The sequence below is a fragment of the Anaerobacillus sp. 63XJN7_4_ISO-PGPR-S23-413 genome, from assembly GCF_056173725.1.
Genome location: NZ_CM149688.1, coordinates 133627 through 151152 on the forward strand (window position 1 = coordinate 133627; position 17526 = coordinate 151152).

Here is a 17526-nt window from a genome sequence, read left to right on the forward strand (position 1 = left end):
AGGTAGGCCCCTTGATAGATGTCAATAAATTTGAGTATATGAAAATCGGTCTGGCGTCACCGGCTAAAATCCGCTCTTGGTCAAGAGGAGAAGTTAAGAAGCCAGAAACCATTAACTACCGTACCTTGAAGCCAGAGAAAGATGGTCTTTTCTGTGAGCGAATCTTTGGACCCACAAAAGACTGGGAATGTCATTGTGGGAAATACAAACGTATCCGTTATAAAGGAGTCGTTTGTGATCGCTGCGGTGTTGAAGTAACACGTGCAAAAGTCCGTCGTGAGAGAATGGGGCACATCGAGCTTGCTGCTCCTGTCTCTCACATCTGGTACTTTAAAGGCATTCCAAGTCGTATGGGACTTGTTCTCGACATGTCTCCGCGTGCACTAGAAGAAGTTATTTATTTTGCTTCTTATGTTGTCACTGAAGCTGGAGACACACCGCTTGAGAAGAAACAACTTCTTTCTGAAAAAGAATACCGTGCATACCGTGAAAAGTATGGTAAAACATTCTCTGCAGAAATGGGTGCGGAAGCAATCCGCAGACTACTGTTTGATATCGACCTTGATAAAGAAGTAGATATCCTTAAAGAAGAGCTTAAAACTGCACAAGGTCAACGTAGAACTCGTGCGATTAAACGTCTTGAAGTACTTGAGGCATTTCGTGGTTCAGGAAATAACCCGTCATGGATGATTTTAGATGTTCTTCCGGTTATTCCTCCAGAGCTTCGTCCTATGGTACAGCTTGACGGCGGACGATTTGCGACATCGGATTTAAACGATCTGTATCGTCGTGTAATTAACCGCAATAATCGTTTGAAACGTTTGTTAGATCTTGGTGCTCCTAGTATTATCGTGCAGAACGAGAAGCGTATGCTTCAAGAAGCTGTCGATGCCCTTATTGATAACGGCCGTCGTGGTCGTCCAGTAACAGGTCCTGGTAACCGTCCTTTGAAATCTCTTTCTCACATGCTGAAAGGGAAGCAAGGTCGTTTCCGTCAGAATCTACTAGGTAAGCGTGTTGACTATTCAGGTCGTTCCGTTATCGTTGTAGGTCCTCACTTGAAGATGTATCAATGTGGACTTCCAAAAGAAATGGCGCTTGAATTGTTCAAACCTTTCGTAATGAAGGAGCTTGTATCAAAAGGTCTTGCACACAACATTAAGAGTGCGAAACGTAAAGTAGAAAAAGTTCACCCTGAAGTTTGGGACGTTTTGGAAAACGTAATTAAAGAACATCCAGTTCTTTTAAACCGTGCACCAACGCTTCACAGACTTGGAATTCAGGCGTTTGAACCCATTCTAGTTGAAGGGCGCGCGATTCGTCTTCACCCACTCGTATGTACAGCTTACAATGCTGACTTCGATGGTGACCAAATGGCCGTCCACGTACCGTTATCTGCTGAAGCACAAGCTGAAGCACGTATCTTAATGCTTGCAGCACAGAACATCCTTAACCCGAAAGATGGTAAACCAGTTGTTACGCCGTCACAGGATATGGTTCTAGGTAACTACTACCTTACTATGGAACGTGAAGGAGCAATCGGTGAGGGTTCTGTTTACAAAGATACAAATGAAGCATTAATTGCTTACCAGAATGGATTTGCACATCTTCATTCTCGCGTAGCAATCCCTGCTGCATCATTGAATAAATCTGCCTTTACTGAAGAGCAGAACAAGCAATTGCTTGTGACAACGGTTGGTAAGTTGATTTTCAACGAAATTCTTCCGGAGTCATTCCCATATATTAATGAACCGACGACAAATAACCTTGAAATCGCCACACCGGAAAATTACTTCCTTCCTCACGGAGTGAATGTGAAAGAAGAAATTGCTCAGCGCGAATTGATTTCACCATTTAAGAAAGGTATTCTTGGTAAAATCATCGCCGAGGTGTTTAAGCGATTCAAAGTGACTGAAACGTCTCGTATGCTTGACCGCATGAAAGATCTTGGTTTCAAATTCTCAACTAAAGCTGGTATTACCGTTGGTGTAGCTGACGTAGTGGTACTTGCTGAGAAACAAGAAATTGTTCATGAGGCTGAAGAGAAAGTCGAAAAAGTTCTTAAGCAATTCCGTCGTGGTCTTATTACTGACGACGAGCGATATGATCGTGTTATTGCGATTTGGAGTAGTGCGAAAGATCGTATCCAGGAAAAACTAATGAATCGACTCGAAAAAGATAACCCAATCTTTATGATGAGTGATTCAGGTGCTCGTGGTAACGCATCTAACTTTACTCAGCTCGCAGGTATGCGTGGATTGATGGCAAACCCATCTGGACAGATCATTGAACTTCCAATCAAATCCAGCTTCCGCGAAGGTCTAACAGTGCTTGAGTACTTTATTTCAACACACGGTGCTCGTAAAGGTCTTGCCGATACGGCCCTTAAAACAGCTGACTCAGGTTACCTTACTCGTCGTCTTGTTGACGTGGCACAGGATGTTATTGTTCGTGAAGACGATTGTGGTACGGATCGCGGCCTTGAAGTTAGTGCGATTAAGAATGGAAATGAATTAATCGAAGGGTTGTTTGACCGTCTTGTTGGCCGTGTTGCCTTTAAGAAAGTTAGACATCCTGAGACGAACGAAGTTCTTGTTGAGAAAAATAACCTAATTACAGAAGACATTGCTACTGAAATCGTAGAAGCTGGTATTGAGAACGTCTATATCCGCTCTGCCTTTACTTGTAGCACTAGTCATGGCGTTTGTAAGAAGTGTTATGGACGTAACCTTGCAACTGGTACTCGTGTAGAAGTTGGTGAAGCAGTTGGAATTATCGCTGCTCAATCAATCGGTGAACCAGGTACACAGTTGACAATGCGTACATTCCACACAGGTGGTGTTGCCGGAGACGATATTACTCAGGGTCTTCCTCGTATCCAGGAGCTATTTGAAGCACGTAACCCTAAAGGTCAGGCTGTTGTGTCTGAACTTGATGGTAAAGTGATTGATTTGGCTGAGGTGAAAGAGAAGAAAGAGATTGTCGTTCAAGGTGAAACTGAAACAAGAAACTACCCTGTTCCATACGGCGCTCGTTTGAAAATAGTTGTAGGAGATGAAGTGAAGGCTGGTCAACCTCTAACTGAAGGTTCGATTGACCCTAAACAACTTCTAACAATTAGTGGTATTGACGGCGTTCAAGAATACCTACTTGCAGAAGTGCAAAAGGTTTACCGTATGCAGGGTGTTGAAATTGGCGATAAACACGTTGAAGTTATGGTTCGTCAGATGATGCGTAAGATTCGTGTTATTGATGCGGGCGATACTGAAGTGTTGCCAGGATCCCTTATCGATATTCACCAGTTTAAAGGTGTTAACCGTAAAGTTCTTAAACAAGGTGGCTTACCTGCAACTGGTCGTCCGGTTCTTCTTGGTATTACTAAAGCGTCTCTTGAAACTGAATCATTCTTATCAGCAGCATCCTTCCAGGAAACAACTCGTGTCCTAACTGATGCAGCTATCAAAGGTAAGCGTGATGAGCTACTTGGTCTTAAGGAAAATGTTATTATCGGTAAACTTGTTCCGGCAGGTACTGGTATGCAACGTTACCGTAGAATCAACGTAGCAGGTGAAGCACAAGAGGCTGAAGAGCTTTTAGAACAAGAAGAAAGTGCGTTAGTTAGTCAAGAATAAACAGGGGAAGTGTTGACATCGGAAGTACAGGGTGATATTATATCCAAGGTACTTCCGATAATCCTGTTACTTTGGAGGATATGTTCTTGTCTTATGAAAAAGTATCACAGGCAGATGAATTGATTATCGGAACGAAACAAACTCTAAAGGCCCTCCAGATTGGAGAAGCGAAGGAAGTTTTCATCGCTGACGACGCTGATCGCAGGGTAACTTCTAAAGTTGTTGCACTCGCCGAAGAGAAAAGCATACCAGTTTACCGAGTGGATTCTATGAAGAAGCTAGGTAAGGCATGTGGAATCGAAGTAGGCGCAGCAACAGTTACGATAAAAGCATAACCGTTTTTGCCGGGCAAGGCATGCCCTGTCAGGCAAAAACTTTCCTTTTATCTATACATGAACCACCTGGATGTGTGGGCTTGCTATTAACAAAAGAAGGGAGGAAAACAAAATGCCAACTATTAACCAACTTGTTCGCAAGGGACGCGTTTCTAAATCAAAGAAATCAGATTCTCCAGCATTGAACAAAGGATATAATAGCTTCAAAAAGTCTCATACTGATCTTTCATCTCCACAAAAACGTGGTGTGTGTACTCGTGTAGGTACGATGACTCCTAAGAAGCCGAACTCCGCATTGCGTAAATACGCTCGTGTTCGTCTTACTAACGGAATTGAAGTAACTGCTTATATCCCGGGTATCGGTCACAACCTTCAGGAGCACAGTGTAGTGCTAATCCGCGGAGGTCGTGTTAAGGATTTACCGGGTGTACGTTACCACATTGTTCGTGGTGCGCTTGACACTGCAGGTGTTAACGACCGTAGACAAGGTCGTTCTAAATACGGTACTAAGAGACCGAAACCAGCTAAGAAATGATAGCTATAAAATTAACTAAAACATGAAAGGGGGTTAACCCATGCCACGTAAAGGTCCAGTAGAACGTCGTGACGTATTACCAGATCCAATTTACAAATCCAAGCTAGTTACTCGCCTGATCAACCGCCTTATGGTAGACGGTCAGAAAGGTAAAGCTCAACAGGTGCTATACAAAGCATTTGATCTTATTCAGGAACGTACAAACACAGAGGCTATGGAAGTATTTGACCAAGCGATGAAGAACGTTATGCCAGTACTTGAAGTACGCGCTCGTCGTGTTGGTGGTGCAAACTACCAGGTACCAGTTGAAGTACGTCCTGATCGTCGTACAACTCTAGGTCTTCGCTATCTTGTGAACTATTCCCGTCTTCGCGGTGAAAAGACTATGGTAGAAAGACTTGCTAACGAAATTATGGATGCTGCTAACAACACAGGTGCTTCTGTTAAGAAGCGTGAAGAACAGCACAAAATGGCTGAAGCTAACAAAGCATTTGCTCACTACCGTTGGTAATCAGCACACAACCCAAATCCCTTTATAAAAGGAAGGAGAAATACTAATGGCAAGAGAATTCTCCTTAAGAGATACACGTAATATCGGTATCATGGCTCACATCGATGCTGGTAAAACAACAACTACTGAGCGTATTCTTTTCTACTCAGGGCGTATCCACAAAATTGGTGAAACTCACGAGGGTGGATCACAGATGGACTGGATGGAGCAGGAGCAGGAGCGTGGAATCACGATCACTTCTGCTGCTACCACTGCCCAGTGGAAAGACCACCGTGTTAACATCATTGACACGCCTGGTCACGTAGACTTCACAGTAGAAGTTGAACGTTCATTGCGTGTATTGGATGGAGCAGTTGCAGTACTTGATGCACAATCTGGTGTTGAACCACAAACAGAAACTGTTTGGCGTCAAGCTACTAACTACGGCGTACCGCGTATCGTATTCATTAACAAAATGGATAAACTCGGAGCAGACTTCCTATACTCCACAGGTACACTAACTGAGCGTTTACAAGCTAATGCACACCCTATTCAGCTACCAATTGGTGCTGAAGATGACTTCGAAGGAATCATTGATCTCATCACAATGGAAGCTTTCTATTATCTTGATGATCTTGGTTCACGTACAGAATCACGCGAAATTCCTGCTGAATACAAGGAACAAGCTGAAGAGTACCGCACGAAGCTTATTGAGGCTGTAGCTGAGCTTGAAGAAGACCTTATGATGAAATATCTTGAAGGTGAAGAATTGACAGTTGAAGAAATCAAAGCTGCAATCCGTAAAGGAACTTGTAACGTTGAATTCTATCCTGTACTTTGTGGTTCTGCATTTAAGAACAAAGGCGTTCAGCTTGTTCTTGATGCTGTACTTGACTACCTACCTTCACCACTTGATGTTCCAGCAATTAAAGGTCATCTAAAAGATTCTGAAGAAGAAGTAATTCGCACAGCTGACGATAATGGTCCTTTCTCTGCACTTGCATTTAAAGTAATGACTGACCCTTACGTTGGTAAGCTTACATTCTTCCGTGTTTACTCAGGAACGCTTTCTTCTGGTTCTTATGTTAAGAACTCGACTAAAGATAAGCGCGAACGTGTAGGCCGTATTCTTCAGATGCACGCTAACTCCCGTGAAGAAATCTCAACTGTTTACGCAGGAGATATCGCAGCGGCAGTTGGTCTGAAAGATACTTCTACTGGTGACACTCTATGTGATGAAAAGGATACTGTTATCCTTGAGTCTATGGACTTCCCAGATCCGGTTATCTCAGTAGCAATCGAGCCTAAGACTAAGAGTGACCAAGATAAAATGGCTGTTGCTCTAGCTAAGCTTGCTGAAGAGGATCCAACTTTCAAAACTGAAACAAACGAAGAAACTGGCCAAACGATCATTTCTGGAATGGGTGAACTTCACCTTGATATCATCGTTGACCGTTTACGCCGTGAGTTTAAAGTTGAAGCAACTGTTGGGGCACCTCAGGTTGCTTATCGCGAATCAATCCGTAAAGCCGGTAAGGTTGAAGGTAAATTCGTACGTCAGTCCGGTGGTCGTGGACAATTCGGACACGTATGGGTTGAATTTGAACCTAACGAAGAAGGCGCTGGATTTGAATTTGAAAACAAAATTGTCGGTGGTGTTGTTCCACGTGAATATATCCCTGCAGTTGAAGCAGGACTTCGCGATTCAATGGCCAACGGTCTGCTTGCAGGCTACCCACTAATCGACGTGAAAGCTCGTCTTGTTGATGGATCTTACCATGACGTTGACTCAAACGAAATGGCATTTAAGATCGCAGCATCTATGGCTTTGAAAAAAGCTAAGACTGTTTGTGACCCTGCTCTTCTTGAGCCTATGATGAAAGTTGAAGTTGTAGTTCCAGAAGAATACTTGGGAGACATCATGGGCGATGTAACTAGCCGTCGTGGACGTGTTGAAGGTATGACTGCACGCGGAAACGCTCAGGTTATTAACGCGTTCGTACCACTATCAGAAATGTTTGGTTATGCAACTACGCTTCGCTCACGTACACAAGGTCGTGGTACTTATACAATGACTTTCGATCACTACGAGCAAGTACCTAAATCAATTTCTGAAGAAATCATTAAAAAAGCTACAGGCGAATAATTGTAGCAAACCAACTTTTGTTGTAATCTAAGATAGGCGAGATTGATTCATTCATACGCCTATCTTGGCATAGATAATTTCTTGGTAATCAAAGGAGGAAACACTAATGTCTAAAGAAAAATTCGACCGCTCCAAGCCCCATGTTAACGTTGGTACAGTTGGACACGTTGACCATGGTAAAACAACTCTAACAGCTGCGATCACTTCAGTGCTTCATAAGCGTTCAGGTAGCGGTACTGCTATGGCTTATGATCAAATTGATGGTGCTCCTGAAGAGCGCGAACGTGGAATTACAATCTCAACTGCACACGTTGAGTACGAAACTGAAAACCGTCACTATGCACACGTTGACTGCCCAGGTCACGCTGACTATGTTAAAAACATGATCACTGGTGCTGCACAAATGGACGGAGGAATCCTAGTAGTTTCTGCTGCTGACGGTCCAATGCCACAAACTCGTGAACACATCCTTCTTGCTCGTCAAGTTGGTGTACCAACTCTAGTTGTATTCTTGAACAAATGCGACATGGTTGACGACGAAGAACTACTTGAACTAGTTGAAATGGAAGTTCGTGATCTTCTTTCTGAATACGACTTCGATGGCGATGAAGTTCCAGTAATCAAAGGTTCTGCTCTTAAAGCTCTAGAAGGCGACGCTGACTACGAAGCTAAGATTTATGAACTTATGGACGCTGTTGATGAGTATATCCCAACTCCAACACGTGACACTGACAAGCCATTCATGATGCCAGTTGAGGACGTATTCTCAATCACTGGTCGTGGTACAGTAGCAACTGGCCGTGTTGAGCGTGGACAAATCAAAGTCGGTGACGAAGTTGAAATTCTTGGTCTTGCTGAAGAGAACAAGAAAACAACAGTTACTGGTGTTGAAATGTTCCGTAAGCTTCTTGACTATGCTGAAGCTGGTGACAACATTGGTGCACTTCTTCGTGGTGTATCCCGCGACGACATTCAGCGTGGACAAGTTCTTGTTAAGCCAGGAACTGTAAAAGCTCACACTAAGTTCCAAGCTGAAGTTTACGTTCTTTCTAAAGAAGAGGGTGGACGTCACACTCCATTCTTCGCTAACTACCGTCCTCAGTTCTACTTCCGTACAACTGACGTAACTGGTACAATCGCTCTTCCTGAAGGCGTAGAAATGGTTATGCCTGGAGACAACATCGAAATGACAGTTGAACTTATCGCTCCAATCGCAATCGAAGATGGAACTAAGTTCTCTATCCGTGAAGGTGGACGTACTGTAGGCGCAGGCGTTGTAGCAACAATCACTGAGTAATCTCATTGATTTAACAAAACACCCGGATTTTTCCGGGTGTTTTTTATTTTGAATCTATGTTAGATTAGACAAATGGGTTCGATCAGAACCATTTGAAATTACAACCGATTCATTGAATAGTCTGAAATTGCTTTTAGACCTTGCATTTTTCGGCGCAGGCCGTTATACTATCAAGAGTGTGCGATCGACATACTTTTCTAATTGAGCTTAACCTTGCATATAGGCGCTTAATTTAGTATAATAAGAATGTTGGTCATAAACAGCGATGATGTGGAAGGTTGCTGACACACCCGGCCCCTTTGCCATGGCGAGTGTGTTGGGTTTATTTTCACGGAGAACTGTCTATAACAATATGGGCGATAAAGGAGGGGAAATAATGGCAAAGCAAAAGATTCGTATTCGTTTAAAAGCATATGATCACCGTATTCTAGATCAGTCTGCTGAGAAAATTGTAGAAACAGCAAAACGTTCAGGTGCTCAAGTATCCGGACCAATCCCGTTGCCGACGGAAAAATCTGTTTACACAATTCTACGTGCTGTACACAAGTACAAAGATTCTCGTGAGCAGTTTGAAATGCGTACGCATAAGCGTCTTATCGACATCATCGAGCCTACACCACAAACGGTTGACTCGTTAATGCGTTTGGACCTACCGTCTGGCGTTGACATCGAAATTAAACTTTAATATAACGCTAAATAAATCATTTAAAAACAATTAGGAGGTGTGACGAATGACCAAAGGAATCTTAGGAAGAAAAGTAGGCATGACACAAGTTTTTGCTGACAACGGAGATATTATCCCGGTAACTGTTATTGAAGCAGAACCAAACGTTGTCCTTCAAAAGAAATTGGTTGATACAGACGGCTACGAAGCAATCCAAGTTGGTTTTGCTGACAAGAAGAAGTCTCGCTTCAACAAGCCTGAAGAAGGCCATGCTACAAAAGCTAGCACAACACCTAAGCGCTTCGTGAAAGAAATTCGTAACGCAGAAGGTAGTTACGAAATTGGTCAGGAAGTCAAGGTAGATATCTTTAACGAAGGTGACGTAGTTGATGTAACTGGTACGTCTAAAGGGAAAGGTTTCCAAGGTGCAATTAAGCGCCACAACCAATCTCGCGGACCAATGACTCACGGTTCTCGTTATCACCGTCGTCCAGGTTCAATGGGACCTATCGATCCAATGCGTGTTATGAAAGGTAAACTTCTACCTGGTCGCATGGGTGGCGAACGTGTAACTGTACAAAACCTTGAGATCGTTAAAGTAGATTTAGAACGTAACGTCATTCTAGTAAAAGGTAACGTACCTGGAGCTAAGAAGAGCTACGTAACTATCCAAAGCGCGGTTAAAGCAAAAGAAGCTAAGTAAGAAGGGAGGATATCCAAGTGCCTAAAGTAACAATGTTCAACCAAACCGGAGCACAGGTCGGCGACATCGAACTCGCTGAAGCAATCTTCGGCATCGAACCAAACGAAAGTGTTATGTATGATGCGGTTATCATGCAACAAGCATCTATGCGTCAAGGTAATCATGACGTAAAAAATCGTTCAGAAGTACGCGGTGGTGGAGCTAAACCATGGCGCCAAAAAGGAACAGGTCGTGCTCGTCAGGGCTCAATCCGTTCACCACAATGGGTTGGCGGTGGAGTAGTATTTGGTCCGACACCAAGAAGCTATTCTTACAAGCTACCTAAAAAAGTTCGCCGTTTGGCAATCCGTTCTGCTTTGTCTTCTAAAGTACAAACAGAGGATATGGTCATCGTGGACAGCATTTCTTTTGATGCTCCAAAAACAAAAGAAATGAAATCAGTACTATCAAGCTTATCTGCAGAAAACAAGGCGCTTATCGTTACAGGAGACTATAACGAAGCAGTTGCATTATCTGCACGCAATATTCCTGGTGTTACTGTTGTAACTTCAGCTGGACTTAACATCCTTGATGTCCTTAAAGCTGACAAACTAGTTATGACAAAAGACGCTGTGGAACAAGTAGAGGAGGTGCTAGCGTAATGAACGCTCGTGATATCATCAAGCGCCCCGTTATTACAGAAGCTACTACAGATGTAATGGCAGACAAAAAGTATACTTTCGAAGTTGATACTCGTGCTAACAAAACTCAAATCAAGAGTGCTCTAGAAGAAATCTTCGGAGTTAAAGTTGCAGGAGTTAACACTCAGAACTATATGGGTAAAAAGAAACGTGTTGGCCGCCACAGCGGATTTACACCACGTCGCAAAAAAGCTATCGTGACGCTTACACCAGAAAGCAAAGAATTGGACTTCTTTGAAGGCTAAAAATTAATAGTGAAGGAGGGAAATAAGAATGGCGATTAAAAAGTATAAACCGACCACAAACGGTCGTCGTGGTATGTCAGTATCTGATTTTGCTGAAATCACAACAGACCAGCCGGAAAAATCGTTGCTTGCACCGATTCATAGAAAAGGCGGTCGTAACAACCAAGGTCGCTTGACAGTTCGTCACCAAGGTGGCGGTCACAAGCGTAAATACCGTGTTATCGACTTTAAACGAGACAAAGATGGAATACCAGGACGCGTTGCTACGATCGAGTACGATCCAAACCGCTCTGCTAACATCGCTCTTATCAACTATGCTGATGGAGAGAAGCGTTACATTCTTGCTCCAAAAGGAATTAAAGTAGGAACTGAAATCATGTCTGGCGCTGAAGCTGACATTAAAGTAGGAAACGCTCTTCCACTAATCAACATCCCAGTTGGTACTACTATTCACAACATCGAACTTAAACCAGGCCGCGGCGGACAGCTTGTTCGTTCTGCTGGCGCAGAAGCTCAGCTTCTTGGTAAAGAAGGCAGATACGTACTAGTGCGTCTTCGTTCTGGAGAAACTCGTATGATTCTATCTACTTGCCGCGCTACAATCGGTCAGGTTGGTAACCTTGAGCACGAGCTTATCAATATTGGTAAAGCTGGTCGTTCTCGCTGGTTGGGCATTCGTCCTACAGTTCGTGGTTCTGTAATGAACCCAGTTGATCACCCACACGGTGGTGGTGAAGGTCGTGCGCCGATCGGACGTAAATCACCAATGTCACCATGGGGCAAACCAACCCTTGGATTTAAGACACGTAAGAAAAACAAAGACTCTGACAAGTACATTGTACGACGTCGTAAAAAATAACGAGATTTTCCTACGGTTCCATGGAGCCGTAGCATAATCTCAAAAGGGAGGTTCACAAATGGGTCGTAGTTTGAAAAAAGGACCTTTTGTCGACGATCATTTAATGAAAAAGGTCGAAGACTTAAATGAAAAGAGCGACAAAAAAGTTATCAAAACTTGGTCTCGTCGTTCAACAGTATTCCCAGAATTTATTGGACACACTTTTGCAGTATATGATGGACGCAAGCATGTACCGGTTTATGTTACTGAAGACATGGTCGGCCACAAACTTGGTGAATTTGCTCCAACTCGCACATATCGCGGGCACGCTGCAGATGACAAAAAAACTAGACGTTAATTTGAGGGGAGGTACAACGAATGCAAGCTAAAGCTGTTGCAAAACACGTGCGTATTGCTCCTCGTAAAGCACGCTTAGTCGTAGATCTCATTCGAGGAAAGCAAGTCGGTGAAGCTATTGCGATTTTGCGCAACACAAACAAAGCTGCTTCTCCAGTAGTTGAGAAAGTGCTTAACTCTGCGATCGCTAATGCAGAGCATAATCTTGAGCTAGAACCGAACAATCTTACGGTTTCTCAAGTGTTTGTGGACGAAGGAGTAACAATGAAACGTTTCCGCCCACGCGCTATGGGTAGAGCTAGCCGCATTAACAAGCGTACTAGCCATATCACAGTCGTGGTATCAGAAAAGAAGGAGGGATAACGAGTGGGTCAGAAAATTAATCCGGTAGGACTTCGAATTGGTGTCATTCGTGATTGGGAGTCTAAATGGTACGCAGACAAAGATTACGCTAACCTTTTACACGAAGATATTAAAATTCGTGAATATATTGAAAAACGTTTGAAAGATGCATCTGTTTCAGCTGTTGAAATCGAACGTGCAGCAAACCGAGTGAATGTTACAGTGAAAACTGCTAAACCTGGTATGGTAATCGGTAAAGGTGGTTCTGAAGTTGAGTCTCTTCGTAAGTCTCTCGCGGAACTAACAGGTAAGAAAGTTCACGTTAACATTTTCGAAATCAAACAAGCTGACATCGACGCAACTCTAGTTGCTGATAACATCGCTCGTCAACTTGAAAACCGCGTTTCATTCCGTCGCGCTATGAAGCAAACAATTCAGCGTGCAATGAGATCCGGAGCAAAAGGTATTAAAACGCAAGTATCTGGCCGTCTAAACGGTGCTGATATTGCTCGTTCTGAATCATACAGTGAAGGTACTGTACCTCTTCACACACTTCGTGCTGACATCGATTATGGTACTGCAGAAGCAGATACTACTTACGGTAAGCTTGGTGTGAAGATTTGGATCTATCGTGGTGAAGTCCTTCCAACGAAAGGAACGCAAAAAGAGGAAGGGGGAAAATAAATCATGTTGTTACCTAAACGTGTTAAATACCGCAGAGAACATCGCGGAAAAATGCGCGGACGTGCTAAAGGTGGCACTGAAGTAGCATTTGGTGAATATGGTCTACAAGCTCTTGAAGCTAGCTGGATCACAAACCGTCAAATCGAAGCAGCTCGTATCGCTATGACTCGTTACATGAAACGTGGCGGTAAAGTTTGGATTAAAATTTTCCCATCAAAGCCTTACACTGCTAAACCACTTGAAGTACGAATGGGTTCCGGTAAAGGTGCTCCTGAAGGTTGGGTAGCTGTAGTAAAGCCAGGGAAAATCTGTTTTGAAATTGCAGGCGTATCTGAAGAAGTAGCGCGCGAAGCACTTCGTCTTGCTTCTCACAAATTGCCTATTAAAACTAAGTTCGTAAAACGCGAAGAAGTGGGTGGTGACACAAATGAAAGCTGAGGAAATTCGTAACTTGACCACTGCCGAAATCGAGCAGAAAGCGAAATCTTTTAAAGAAGAACTTTTCAATCTTCGCTTTCAACTTGCTACAGGTCAACTGGAAAACCCAGCCCGCATTCGTGAAGTCCGTAAATCAATCGCTCGCGCAAACACTGTTTTGCGTGAAAGAGAGTTAGGAATCACAAACGGTTAATATGAGGGGAGGTTTGCGAAATGAGCGAACGCAATAATCGCAAAGTATACACTGGGCGTGTAGTCTCTGACAAAATGGATAAGACAATTACTGTTATGGTTGAGACATACAAAATGCACCCGTTATACGGTAAACGCGTTAAGTATTCTAAGAAGTTTAAAGCACATGATGAAAACAACACTGCAAAAATCAACGACGTGGTAACTATCATGGAAACTCGTCCAGTTTCTAAAGATAAGCGTTTCCGTCTTATGGAAGTAGTTGTAGAAGCAGTTATTATCTAAATGAACTCGGATCATTGAATAATGTCCGAAGGGAGGTCTTTCTAGATGATTCAACAGGAATCTCGTTTGAAATCAGCAGACAACTCTGGTGCACGCGAATTGCTATGTATCAAAGTTCTTGGTGGCTCCGGTCGCAAAACTGCTAATATCGGTGACGTAATTGTTTGTTCGGTGAAACAGGCAACACCTGGAGGCGTTGTTAAGAAGGGTGAAGTCGTAAGAGCTGTTATTGTACGCAGTAAATCTGGCGTTCGTCGTCAAGATGGTTCATATATCAAATTTGACGAAAACGCAGCGGTTGTTATCCGTGATGACAAAGGACCGCGCGGAACACGTATTTTCGGACCAGTTGCTCGCGAACTACGCGACAACCAGTTCATGAAAATCGTTTCTCTTGCTCCAGAAGTTCTTTAATCATTTGAAAATAGATGCCTTGTAAGGAGGTGCGCGACCTTATGCACGTAAAAAAGGGAGATAAAGTAAAAGTTATTTCTGGTAAGGATAAAGGTAAACAAGGTGTGATCCTTGAAGCTTACCCGAAAAAAGATAGAGTTATCGTTGAAGGTGTCAACCTTGTTAAGAAACATTCGAAACCATCCCAGGCTAATCCTCAAGGTGGAATCATCGAACAGGAAGCTGCGGTTCATGTTTCTAACGTAATGGCGCTTGATCCGAAGTCTGGTGAACCTACTCGCGTTGGATACAAAGTAGACAACGGGAAGAAAGTTCGTATCTCAAAAAAATCCGGTGAAGTACTCGATAAGTAGTTCGTAGCGAAAGGAGGTCAATCCGATGAATCGTTTCCAAGAAAAGTATCAAAATGAAACTAAACCTGCATTGATGGAGAAATTTAACTATTCCTCTGTTATGGAAGTTCCAAAACTTGAGAAAATCGTAATCAACATGGGTGTTGGTGATGCTGTACAGAACCCGAAAGCTCTTGATACAGCTGTTGAAGAACTTGAGTTAATCTCAGGTCAAAAACCACTTATCACTCGTGCTAAGAAGTCTATCGCTGGCTTTAAGCTTCGTGAAGACATGCCGATTGGTGCAAAAGTTACATTGCGCGGAACTCGTATGTTTGAATTCCTAGATAAACTTATTTCTGTATCACTACCACGTGTACGTGACTTCAGAGGTATTTCTAAGAAAGCATTCGATGGTCGTGGTAACTACACACTTGGTATTAAAGAGCAGTTGATTTTCCCTGAAATTGATTACGATAAAGTAAATAAAGTACGCGGAATGGACATCGTTATCGTAACAACAGCTAATACGGACGAAGAGAGCCGTGAAATGTTGACTAACCTAGGTATGCCATTTCAAAAGTAAGTAAGGAGGGAAAATTGTGGCGAAAAAATCAATGATCGCGAAACAACAGCGTCAAGCTAAGTTTAAAGTTCAAGAATACACTCGTTGTGAACGTTGCGGACGTCCTCACTCTGTTATTCGTAAATTTAAACTTTGCCGTATTTGTTTCCGGGAACTTGCACACAAAGGTCAAATCCCAGGCGTTAAAAAGGCTAGCTGGTAAACCCGAAATAGGGAAGGAGGTAATTACTAATGGTCATGACTGATCCAATCGCAGATATGCTTACAAGAATTCGTAATGCGAACACTGTTCGTCACGAAAAACTTGAGTTTCCTGCATCTAATTCGAAAAGAAGCATCGCTGAAATCCTCAAACGTGAAGGTTTTGTGCGTGATGTTGAAATGATCGAAGACAGCAAACAAGGAATCATCCGTATCTTCTTAAAATACGGTTCAAATAACGAACGAGTTATCACTGGATTAAAGCGAATCAGTAAACCTGGTCTTCGCGTATACGCTAAAGCAGACGAAGTACCACGTGTACTTGGCGGTCTAGGAATCGCTCTTGTTTCTACTTCTAAAGGAATTATGACGGACAAAGAAGCTCGTCAACAGCAAGTAGGCGGAGAAGTTCTAGCGTACGTTTGGTAATTCTTAAAGCAGAATGGAGGTGTAATTATGTCACGTGTCGGACTTAAACCGATTGAAATCCCAAGTGGTGTAACAATTGATATCAAAGAAGACGTTGTAACGGTTAAAGGACCTAAAGGGGAACTTTCTCGTTCATTCAGCTCTGATATCAAAGTAAACATTGAAGAGAACGTGCTAACAGTAGCTCGTCCTTCAGATCATAAAGAGCACCGTGCACTTCACGGTACAACTCGCAGCCTGATCGCTAACATGGTTGAAGGTGTGACTAAAGGCTTTGAAAAAGGTCTTGAAATCATCGGGGTTGGTTACCGTGCTAGTAAATCCGGTCAGAAACTAATCCTTAACGTAGGGTACTCTCACCCAGTTGAGATGGTACCTGAAGAAGGTATTGACATTGAAGTTCCTTCAAACACAAAAGTTGTTGTTAAAGGAATCGATAAAGAACGCGTTGGAGCTGTTGCAGCAAACATCCGCGCTGTCCGTACTCCAGAACCTTATAAAGGCAAAGGAATTCGTTACGAAGGCGAATATGTACGTCGTAAAGAAGGTAAAACAGGTAAATAGGTAAAAACCTAGCGGAAAGGAGTGACTTTAATGATCACTAAGGCCGATAAAAACAAAGCGCGTCAAAAAAGACACGCTCGCGTTCGTCGCACAGTTACCGGTACTACTGAACGTCCGCGTCTAAACGTATTCCGTTCTAACAAGAACATCTATGCTCAGCTTATCGATGACACTAAAGGTGTTACAATCGTTGGAGCTTCAAGTATGGAAGAAGGAATTGACGTTAAACACGGCGGTAACACAGAAGCAGCTGTGAAGGTCGGAGAAACAATTGCAAAGCGTGCTGTAGAAGCAGGTTATTCTGTAGTGGTTTTCGACCGCGGAGGATACCTCTATCACGGACGTGTGAAAGCTCTTGCAGACGCAGCGCGTGAAGCAGGACTGAAATTTTAATAAAAAGGAGGTTAACTCATGCCTAGCATTGATGCTAACAAACTAGAACTTGAAGAACGCGTAGTTACCGTTAACCGCGTAGCGAAGGTTGTAAAAGGTGGACGTCGTTTCCGCTTTGCAGCAATCGTAGTTGTCGGAGATAAAAACGGTCACGTTGGATTCGGAACTGGTAAAGCACAGGAAGTTCCTGAAGCTATTCGCAAAGCTATTGAAGATGCGAAAAAGAACTTAATTACTGTTCCAGTCGTTGGAACAACAATTCCTCACCAAATCACAGGCCACTTCGGAGCTGGTAACGTACTATTGAAGCCTGCTTCTGAAGGTACAGGAGTTATCGCTGGCGGACCTGTTCGTGCGGTACTTGAACTCGCTGGTGTAGGTGACATTCTATCGAAGTCTCTTGGATCTAACAATCCGATTAACATGGTGCGTGCAACTCTTAATGGCCTTGAAAACCTTAAGCGTGCTGAAGACGTTGCGAAGCTTCGTGGAAAATCTGTAGAAGAGCTACTAGGTTAAGGGAGGGAAATTAGATGGCTAAGCAATTAGAAATCACCCTCACACGTAGTGTGATTGGTCGCCCTCAAGACCAACGCGTGACGGTAAAAACACTTGGACTTAAAAAGATGCATCACACGGTTGTTCATAGCGACAATCCTGCGATTCGCGGTATGATCAACAAGGTATCTCACCTTGTAACTGTTAACGAAATTGATGCGTAAAAAATCTATACATTGAGGAGGT

General features: G+C 43.2%; 26 protein-coding genes. All 26 read left to right on the plus strand.

Annotated features, from left to right (window positions below):
* The first annotated feature begins 11 nt into the window (after positions 1-11).
* The 26 genes from rpoC (at position 12) to rpmD (ending at position 17504) form a co-directional block, all read left to right on the plus strand.
* A complete protein-coding gene (gene rpoC / locus AC0VYO_RS00705; RefSeq protein ID WP_283153200.1) occupies positions 12-3632 on the plus strand; it encodes a DNA-directed RNA polymerase subunit beta' in 3621 nt (1206 codons plus the stop codon).
* Between the two features lie 86 nt (positions 3633-3718).
* The gene (locus AC0VYO_RS00710; protein WP_194220287.1) at positions 3719-3967 is read left to right on the plus strand and encodes a 50S ribosomal protein L7ae-like protein; all 249 of its coding nucleotides are present in this window, start codon (positions 3719-3721) and stop codon (positions 3965-3967) included.
* A gap of 112 nt (positions 3968-4079) precedes the next feature.
* Complete coding sequence (rpsL, locus tag AC0VYO_RS00715; protein WP_475368289.1) at positions 4080-4502, plus strand: 30S ribosomal protein S12; 423 nt, start codon at positions 4080-4082, stop codon at positions 4500-4502.
* A gap of 40 nt (positions 4503-4542) precedes the next feature.
* Entirely contained in the window at positions 4543-5013 is a 471-nt protein-coding gene (rpsG, locus tag AC0VYO_RS00720; protein WP_194220289.1) for a 30S ribosomal protein S7, read from the plus strand.
* 46 nt (positions 5014-5059) lie between these two features.
* Complete coding sequence (gene fusA, locus AC0VYO_RS00725; protein WP_194220290.1) at positions 5060-7138, plus strand: elongation factor G; 2079 nt, start codon at positions 5060-5062, stop codon at positions 7136-7138.
* A gap of 106 nt (positions 7139-7244) precedes the next feature.
* Positions 7245-8435, plus strand: a complete 1191-nt coding sequence (gene tuf / locus AC0VYO_RS00730; protein WP_194220291.1) for an elongation factor Tu — start codon at positions 7245-7247, stop codon at positions 8433-8435.
* 376 nt (positions 8436-8811) lie between these two features.
* Positions 8812-9120 carry a 30S ribosomal protein S10 gene (gene rpsJ, locus AC0VYO_RS00735; RefSeq protein ID WP_098445973.1) on the plus strand — a complete coding sequence of 103 codons (309 nt, stop codon included), beginning with the start codon at positions 8812-8814 and terminating at the stop codon, positions 9118-9120.
* Positions 9121-9166: 46 nt separating this feature from the next.
* Complete coding sequence (rplC, locus tag AC0VYO_RS00740; RefSeq protein ID WP_430246599.1) at positions 9167-9802, plus strand: 50S ribosomal protein L3; 636 nt, start codon at positions 9167-9169, stop codon at positions 9800-9802.
* 17 nt (positions 9803-9819) lie between these two features.
* Positions 9820-10443, plus strand: a complete 624-nt coding sequence (rplD, locus tag AC0VYO_RS00745; protein WP_475366290.1) for a 50S ribosomal protein L4 — start codon at positions 9820-9822, stop codon at positions 10441-10443.
* Positions 10443-10727: a 50S ribosomal protein L23 gene (gene rplW / locus AC0VYO_RS00750; protein WP_194220294.1), complete on the plus strand. Its 285-nt coding sequence runs from the start codon at positions 10443-10445 to the stop codon at positions 10725-10727. The genes rplD and rplW overlap by 1 nt, the downstream gene beginning before the upstream one ends.
* A 28-nt stretch (positions 10728-10755) precedes the next feature.
* Positions 10756-11586, plus strand: a complete 831-nt coding sequence (rplB, locus tag AC0VYO_RS00755) for a 50S ribosomal protein L2 (protein ID WP_194220295.1) — start codon at positions 10756-10758, stop codon at positions 11584-11586.
* Positions 11587-11644: 58 nt separating this feature from the next.
* Positions 11645-11923, plus strand: a complete 279-nt coding sequence (rpsS, locus tag AC0VYO_RS00760; RefSeq protein ID WP_048313326.1) for a 30S ribosomal protein S19 — start codon at positions 11645-11647, stop codon at positions 11921-11923.
* 20 nt (positions 11924-11943) lie between these two features.
* On the plus strand, positions 11944-12285 hold the full coding sequence (rplV, locus tag AC0VYO_RS00765; protein WP_048313327.1) for a 50S ribosomal protein L22: 342 nt from the start codon (positions 11944-11946) through the stop codon (positions 12283-12285).
* Positions 12286-12288: 3 nt separating this feature from the next.
* A complete protein-coding gene (gene rpsC / locus AC0VYO_RS00770; protein WP_098445978.1) occupies positions 12289-12948 on the plus strand; it encodes a 30S ribosomal protein S3 in 660 nt (219 codons plus the stop codon).
* Between the two features lie 3 nt (positions 12949-12951).
* On the plus strand, positions 12952-13386 hold the full coding sequence (rplP, locus tag AC0VYO_RS00775) for a 50S ribosomal protein L16 (protein ID WP_048313329.1): 435 nt from the start codon (positions 12952-12954) through the stop codon (positions 13384-13386).
* Entirely contained in the window at positions 13376-13579 is a 204-nt protein-coding gene (gene rpmC, locus AC0VYO_RS00780; protein WP_048313330.1) for a 50S ribosomal protein L29, read from the plus strand. Before rplP ends, rpmC begins: the two co-directional genes overlap by 11 nt.
* 20 nt (positions 13580-13599) lie before the next feature.
* Entirely contained in the window at positions 13600-13863 is a 264-nt protein-coding gene (rpsQ, locus tag AC0VYO_RS00785; RefSeq protein ID WP_194220296.1) for a 30S ribosomal protein S17, read from the plus strand.
* A 45-nt stretch (positions 13864-13908) separates the two neighbouring features.
* Positions 13909-14277 carry a 50S ribosomal protein L14 gene (gene rplN, locus AC0VYO_RS00790; RefSeq protein ID WP_098445980.1) on the plus strand — a complete coding sequence of 123 codons (369 nt, stop codon included), beginning with the start codon at positions 13909-13911 and terminating at the stop codon, positions 14275-14277.
* A gap of 41 nt (positions 14278-14318) precedes the next feature.
* Positions 14319-14630, plus strand: a complete 312-nt coding sequence (gene rplX / locus AC0VYO_RS00795) for a 50S ribosomal protein L24 (protein ID WP_404684302.1) — start codon at positions 14319-14321, stop codon at positions 14628-14630.
* Positions 14631-14655: 25 nt separating this feature from the next.
* Positions 14656-15195 (plus strand): 50S ribosomal protein L5, encoded by a 540-nt coding sequence (rplE, locus tag AC0VYO_RS00800; RefSeq protein WP_194220298.1) that lies wholly within the window; start codon positions 14656-14658, stop codon positions 15193-15195.
* A gap of 16 nt (positions 15196-15211) precedes the next feature.
* On the plus strand, positions 15212-15397 hold the full coding sequence (rpsN, locus tag AC0VYO_RS00805) for a 30S ribosomal protein S14 (RefSeq protein WP_098445982.1): 186 nt from the start codon (positions 15212-15214) through the stop codon (positions 15395-15397).
* Positions 15398-15426: 29 nt separating this feature from the next.
* Positions 15427-15825 carry a 30S ribosomal protein S8 gene (rpsH, locus tag AC0VYO_RS00810; RefSeq protein ID WP_048313336.1) on the plus strand — a complete coding sequence of 133 codons (399 nt, stop codon included), beginning with the start codon at positions 15427-15429 and terminating at the stop codon, positions 15823-15825.
* 27 nt (positions 15826-15852) lie between these two features.
* On the plus strand, positions 15853-16389 hold the full coding sequence (gene rplF / locus AC0VYO_RS00815; protein ID WP_194220299.1) for a 50S ribosomal protein L6: 537 nt from the start codon (positions 15853-15855) through the stop codon (positions 16387-16389).
* A gap of 30 nt (positions 16390-16419) precedes the next feature.
* Positions 16420-16782, plus strand: coding sequence for a 50S ribosomal protein L18 (gene rplR, locus AC0VYO_RS00820; protein ID WP_430246595.1), 363 nt, complete (start codon positions 16420-16422; stop codon positions 16780-16782).
* Positions 16783-16800: 18 nt separating this feature from the next.
* Positions 16801-17301 (plus strand): 30S ribosomal protein S5, encoded by a 501-nt coding sequence (gene rpsE, locus AC0VYO_RS00825; protein ID WP_098445986.1) that lies wholly within the window; start codon positions 16801-16803, stop codon positions 17299-17301.
* A 14-nt stretch (positions 17302-17315) separates the two neighbouring features.
* On the plus strand, positions 17316-17504 hold the full coding sequence (gene rpmD / locus AC0VYO_RS00830; protein WP_194220301.1) for a 50S ribosomal protein L30: 189 nt from the start codon (positions 17316-17318) through the stop codon (positions 17502-17504).
* Positions 17505-17526: the final 22 nt, after the last annotated feature.